Genomic DNA, 6,000 nt, shown 5'->3' with positions numbered 1-6,000 from the left:
GGCCGTCGTCAGCTCTCCCGGCGCACCCTGCCCACGGTCGATCGCATCCTGCTTGACCCAGTTCCGCAGTCCCTCGGCGCTGACCCCGATCTGACGGGCCACCTCGGTGACGGTCTTCCCGGAGGAGCGAACGAGTGCGACCGCGTCCCGTTTCAACTCCTCCGTGTACCGCCTGCTGCGGTTGCTCTTACTTCCCACCTGGCACTACTTCCTCAAGAACCTCAAGTCCCAGTCTCCAGGTGTCCACCATCAAGGGGAAGGTTCACCCGCCCGAGCCTCGCCGAGCGGGATGCGTCCAATGCGAGCGGGGAGATATCTGGCCGTACGTGGGGAATCCTGTGGCCATCAGTGCGGCGGTAGAAGGCCGCCTATGGGGAGCTTGTCATGACCGCCGTCATCGTGGTGCAGCGAGGCGATGCCCCAGGTGGCCAGGAGGTCGGCAAGGTCTTTGAGAGTGCCGACGCGGCCGTCGGTGGGGCCGCTGCCGACGGGGAAGGTGACCTCCCGGTCGATGCCGATGGGTGCCATGGAGACGCCGCCGACGGGTGCCCAGGACGTGGCGGCAGGCGGTGTCGACGGGGGCTGGAGCCGCGGGCGGTTACCGCGGCCACCGAGAACGCCACCACCCCCGGGGTCCCTCCTTCTCAGAGATCAGGCGCAGAGCAACCGCCGGGCTCGTGTACCGTCCCAGATTTCGACCCCAATTCTACAGATTCAGGTGGCTTGACTCTCCACATTCTGAGGTCGGTGCCCCGCCGCCGCACGTGCGGCGAGAGCGGCCGAGCCGTCCGCCAACCGAGGAAAGCGCCCGCGAGGAGATACCGGCGTAGGTCGTAATGTCCGGCTGCCTCGGCCGCTGCCGGCACCGCACTGACGGTATCTCACGCACGGTCGAGATCGGCTCGACTAGACCACGCCTTCGTCACCCGTTCGGCCTCCAGGATCTGACTCTTGGAGCACAGAAAGTAATAATATAGTGACGGAGTGTGTTCATTTCGCTCCGAGAGGGCCCAGGCCGTACTCGACGGGGCGCCCGGAACCAGATCCGAGATCACCCGACTCCGTGGTCCGACGCCCTGGATTCAATCGGCGCAAACAGAAGGACGTGGCGATGAACCCTGTCCGGCAATCCGGCCGAATACCGGCACGCGCTCTGCACGGCACCGTCGCGGTGCTGACCACGTGCGGTTTACTGTTCACCGCCTGTGCGACCATCGGTCCGGAACAGACAAGCGCACGGCTGAGCCCGGTACACACTCCGCAGGGAGCGGCCAACGCTGCCTCCACGGTCCCGGTGCCGCCGGGGCTGCAGCGCTACTACGGGCAGGAACTGCGCTGGAAGACCTGCCCCGGTGCGCCCGCATTCCAGTGCACGACCGTGAAAGCACCCCTGGACTACGCCCACCCGGACGCGGGCGACATCAACCTCGCAGCCGCCCGCAAGAAGGCCACCAGGACCGGCGCCACGAGGATCGGTTCGCTCCTGTTCAACTTCGGCGGCCCCGGTGTATCGGCCATCGATGCCCTCACCGCCACCCCCGATAGGTACGCCTCCCTGAACGCGGCCTACGACCTGGTCGCCCTTGACCCCCGCGGTGTCGGCCACAGCACCCTGGTCGACTGCGGCACCGACACGTCCACGGCCACCGGCGAAACGGGCATGAGCAGCACGTCAACGGACGCGGACATCGATCAGGATGTCGCACTCTGGGCGAAGATCGCCGCCGCATGCGCCCGTCACGCCGGGCGGCTGTTGCCCCACGTCGGCACCCTGGACGCGGCTCGGGACATGGACCTGATGCGCGCACTCCTCGGTGACGAACAGCTGCACTACATCGGCTGGTCCTACGGCACTTACCTGGGGGCGAGCTATGCCGAACTCTTCCCCTCCCGGGTGGGGCGCATGGTGTTCGACGGAGCGGTCGACCCCTCACGCAACGCCGCCGGCTTCTACCTGAACCAGGCGCGGGGTTACCAGGTCGCCTGGGAGGCGTTCGCGGCCGACTGTGCCGCCCGTGACGACTGCCCGGTGGGGCACTCCGTCAAGGAGGCCGGCCACACCCTTGACTCCCTGGTCGCCCGGCTGGATCGCTCCCCCCTGCATCAAGGCAAGGACGTCATCGTCACTGGGCAATTGGTGCTCACCATGACCGCTGTCCTGCTCAGGTATCCCCACTGGCCGGCGCTCCGCCAAATGCTTCGGGAGGTGCTGGCCGGTGACACCACCACGCTGCTGAAAGTCCTCGTCGCTGTACTTCCCGGCAACCTGGGGGACCAGTCGGAGACGGCGGTCCACTGCCTGAGCTCCACCTTCGACGGCCGCTACACCGCCGACCGGACAAAGGTAACTCTTGCCGAATTCGTCCGGGTGGCGCCTCAGTTCGGGAAATCCTGGGTCTCGAATCTCTCGTCGTGCACCTCATGGCCCGTCCCGGCCAACCAGACCGCGCATCCCATCACCGCGCCCGGTGCCGCACCGATTCTGGTCGTGGGCACCACGCGCGACCCCGCAACCCCGTACAACAACGCACAAGCACTCGCCCGCCAACTCCAGTCCGGCCGACTACTCACCTGGGACGGTGATGGTCACACCGCCTACGGACAAGGGAGCGCCTGCATCGACAACGCCGTCGACCACTACCTGCTCGAGGGGCGTCTTCCAAGGGTCGGCACGATCTGTACTGACGCACCCGACAACGCGAACAAACCTGTGGGCACAGCGTCCGAAACCCCCACACCCGCCGGAATGCGCCGATGACGCTGCACACGAGATAGCGAAACTGCACACGCCCCCAACAGCGAGCAACATCGAACCGGTCACATGGGCGAGCATGGCCGAACAGCTCCTGGCAACCCGCATCTACGAATAGGCCACATGAGGTCGCAGGCCGTCCGACAACTCCTCATGAACCTTCCCCTTGATGGTGGACACCTGGAGACTGGGACTTGAGGTTCTAGAGGAAGTAGTGCCAGGTGGGAAGTAAGAGCAACCGCAGCAGGCGGTACACGGAGGAGTTGAAACGGGACGCGGTCGCACTCGTTCGCTCCTCCGGGAAGACCGTCACCGAGGTGGCCCGTCAGATCGGGGTCAGCGCCGAGGGACTGCGGAACTGGGTCAAGCAGGATGCGATCGACCGTGGGCAGGGTGCGCCGGGAGAGCTGACGACGGCCGAGCGCGAGGAGCTGCGCCGGCTGCGGAGGCTGGCCGCCGAGCAGGCGGAGACGATTGAGGTGCTGCGAAAAGCGGCGGTCTTCTTCGCGAAGGAGAGCGATCGATGAGCGAGGTATACGCGTTCATCGAGGCGGAGAAGACCACCCATGACGTTGCTCTGTTGTACCGGCTGCTGAAGGTGGCCCGCTCCTCCTTCTACGCGCGGCCGGCCGGCGAGAAGGCCCGGCGGGCGAAGCAGGCCGGACGATGTACAGCCAGCAGGTGGTGTCACGGGTGTAGAGGGTGTTGGGCAGCGGCGGCATCAGGTACTCGCGCGCGCCGGTGGCCTCGCGGACCAGTGCGAGGTAGCCCGAGCGGAAGCCCTCGGGCAGGTCCGAGGTGGCCAGGTCGCCGATCAGGAACTCCGCCACCTGCCGTGGCGGCAGCGTCTCCAGGTATGCCCGGGTTCCCTCCACCAGTCCGAGCCCCATCTGATTGGGAACGATCTTGCGGTCCAGCAGCCAGTCTCGTGCCTCGGGGATCGCCACCGTCTGGGCCAGCCCGTCATGAAGTTCGACGACGTCGATGCCGCGGCTGCGCAGCTTGTTGACGAAGTCCGCGTGGTCGCGCTGGGCGTTCTCGACCCACATCACGTCGTCGAAGAGCAAGTCGTCGGAGTTGGTCGGGGTCAGTCGGCGGTGGGCCAGGCCCGGCGCTCACACCAGCACCTTTCACAGCCGCCCCAGCTCGGAGTGGATACCGTACTCGCGGGCATCGGAGGTCGAGTCGGTCATGGTGGCACCACCCTGGGGTGTCGAACGGGCGACCTCGCGTAATCGGGAGTCACGTATTCCTCAGCTGTCCAGTGCTCATGGTGACCGTGAGTGGTCGCCGGGGGCGTAGTGACGCCAGGTTCCTCCGGCCTCGGCGGCGAGTTGGGCGGTGGTGTCGTCGTGGTAGCCGAGCATCCGGGCGACTACCGGAGCAGGGGCCTGGAGGACGAGGTGGCGGATCGCCGCGGTGCGTCCCCGCTGGGTAGGGAAGGCCAAGCGACGGAGCCGGAGTTCCAGAGTTTCCGGGGTCATGGGCTGTCCCGCCCGGCGGCCGGGGAAGAGCCATCGGGCGTCCGGATTGGTCGCGGTCATGGCGTTCGGCCGCTGCCCCAGGTAGTCCAGCAGCATCCCGGCGAAGGGGGCCGGAACGGGCGACGGCGGGTTGCCGAGCCGGACCAGGACCTCGCCGTCCTTGTGCAGGACGTCGTCGGTGCCGAGCTGGGCGATCCGGGTGAGCGGCTGTGCGTAGAGAAGGACGAGCAGGGCGGCGACGCGGTCCTGGAGCGGCACGTCGTCGTGGTTGACGAGTTGTCGCAGCAGCGCGAGCCGCTGGTGCTGGGCGAGCGGGGCGGGATTGCTTGTGGAGCGGTGCGGGACAGCGGCCTTCGGCATGTGTTTGGACCGCATCGCCCACCGCAGGAAGGCGTGGGTGAGGCGCCGGGCGGTGTAGCCGCCGGCGTATCAAGCATCGACATCGGCCTGCGTGCAGTCGGCGAGAGACCGTCCACGCTCTGCGAGGTGATCGAGGAAGGCGGTCGCGAGGTGGATCTCGTTGCGGGCCTGCTGGACTTGCTGGACGGCGGTCCCTGCGAGATCGGCGTCGAGTCGACCATCGTCGACGTCACGGGCGAGATCCCCAGCATCCTTCGGCCCGGCGGGGTGACACGCGAGGACCTCGAAACGGTGCTGGGACGCCCGCTCGCGGTGCCCTCGATGAGCCGCGTCCGGGTGCCGGGCCAGCATCCGTCCCACTACGCGCCGCGGGCACGGGTCGTCCTCGTCGAGCCCGTGAAGGTCATCGCCGAAGCAGAGCTCGCGCACGAGCTGGGGCACCAGGTGGGCGTCTTCCTGCCCCCCGCCTTCACCGACGCCGACGCTCCGGTGAAGGCGCACGCCGTGGTGACGGTTCCCGGTTCGGTGGCCGCCTACGCACGCGGGCTGTACGGGTTCCTGCGCGAGCTCGACCAGCAGGGGTGCGACCTCATCGTCGCCTCCCTGCCGATGGAGGAGGGTCTGGGACTGGCGATCGCCAACCGGCTCCGCCGCGCCGCGGGGCCCCGGCCTTCCGAGTGACCAGCATCGGATGGGCGGCGTGCCCGAGCAGCCACGGCCGTGGCGGTCAGGACGCGGCGGGCACCGCCACATCGAGGCCGCGGGCCGCGACGAGCTGCGCGCTGCCGTCGGCCAGGCGGTAGCACAGGCCCACCACAGCGGCCTGCCCGGCAGCAACCTTCTCGGCGAGCACCCGGGAGCGGTCCAGCAGCAGGTCGACGGTGTGCCTTATGTGCTCGGCGAGGATCTCCTCGGGCTCAACGTGTCCGGCGGCCCGCGCTGCCAGCACGCTGGGAGTGACGCGCTCGACGACGTCCCGGATGTAGCCGGCTGGTGCCATGCCGTCCTCCAGCGCGGCGCATGCTGCGCCGACCGCACCGCACGAGTCGTGACCGAGCACCACGACTGGTGGGGCTGCCGGACCGGTGGGCCCAACCACGGTGTACCGGTCCGGCAGCCTGGGAGCGCGGCGCTGGGGGCGTCTGCGGGCTCCCCTGGGGGTGCGGTGCGGGGGTGGTGGGGGCCGTGTCCGCACCGTGCGGTCAGTGTCTGGGCCAGGGGTAGCGGCGGGCGAGGATCGTCCATGCCTCGTCCGGCCGGCCGGGGACGAGGCGGCCGTCTGTCTCCTACTGCCGGGCGAGCGCGGTGAAGATCGGCTCCAGCGCGGGGCGGGGACCCGTTTCGTTTGTGCGGCGCTGGCCGCCGATGGTGGGGGTGAGCCGCATCGTCGTGGTCACGGCGGGT

At 68.5% G+C, this 6,000-nt stretch carries 5 protein-coding genes and 3 pseudogenes; 3 read left to right on the top strand and 5 right to left on the bottom strand.

Annotated features, from left to right (window positions below; translation table 11 throughout):
• The coding region (locus tag SRB17_RS43940) for a transposase (protein ID WP_153547641.1) at positions 1–198 on the bottom strand (198 nt) is incomplete at its 3' end.
• Between the two features lie 147 nt (positions 199–345).
• On the bottom strand, positions 346–528 hold the full coding sequence (locus SRB17_RS43935; RefSeq protein WP_153547640.1) for a hypothetical protein: 183 nt from the start codon (positions 526–528) through the stop codon (positions 346–348).
• Positions 529–1,111: 583 nt separating this feature from the next.
• Here SRB17_RS43935 and SRB17_RS43930 point away from each other — a divergent pair.
• Positions 1,112–2,758, top strand: a complete 1,647-nt coding sequence (locus SRB17_RS43930; RefSeq protein WP_153547638.1) for an alpha/beta hydrolase — start codon at positions 1,112–1,114, stop codon at positions 2,756–2,758.
• 215 nt (positions 2,759–2,973) lie between these two features.
• Entirely contained in the window at positions 2,974–3,279 is a 306-nt protein-coding gene (locus tag SRB17_RS43925; RefSeq protein ID WP_153547636.1) for a transposase, read from the top strand.
• 141 nt (positions 3,280–3,420) lie between these two features.
• Here SRB17_RS43925 and SRB17_RS43920 read toward each other — a convergent pair.
• Together SRB17_RS43920 and SRB17_RS43915 are read right to left on the bottom strand one after the other, a co-directional pair.
• A pseudogene (locus SRB17_RS43920) lies at positions 3,421–3,879 on the bottom strand (arginine deiminase family protein); the annotation flags it as partial.
• A 141-nt stretch (positions 3,880–4,020) separates the two neighbouring features.
• Entirely contained in the window at positions 4,021–4,596 is a 576-nt protein-coding gene (locus tag SRB17_RS43915; protein ID WP_194294360.1) for a hypothetical protein, read from the bottom strand.
• A 141-nt stretch (positions 4,597–4,737) separates the two neighbouring features.
• On the opposite strand from SRB17_RS43915, the pseudogene SRB17_RS43910 reads away from it, so the two are divergent.
• A pseudogene (locus SRB17_RS43910) lies at positions 4,738–5,277 on the top strand (L-threonylcarbamoyladenylate synthase); the annotation flags it as partial.
• Between the two features lie 46 nt (positions 5,278–5,323).
• Here the strand turns inward: SRB17_RS43910 and SRB17_RS43905 are convergent.
• A pseudogene (locus tag SRB17_RS43905) lies at positions 5,324–5,668 on the bottom strand (carbonic anhydrase); the annotation flags it as partial.
• Positions 5,669–6,000 lie beyond the last annotated feature (332 nt).

Source organism: Streptomyces sp. RB17 (assembly GCF_009604455.1).
Taxonomy (GTDB): Bacteria; Actinomycetota; Actinomycetes; order Streptomycetales; family Streptomycetaceae; genus Streptomyces.
Note: the sequence above shows the minus strand (reverse complement) of the source record. Positions and strands in the feature narration are given on the sequence as shown.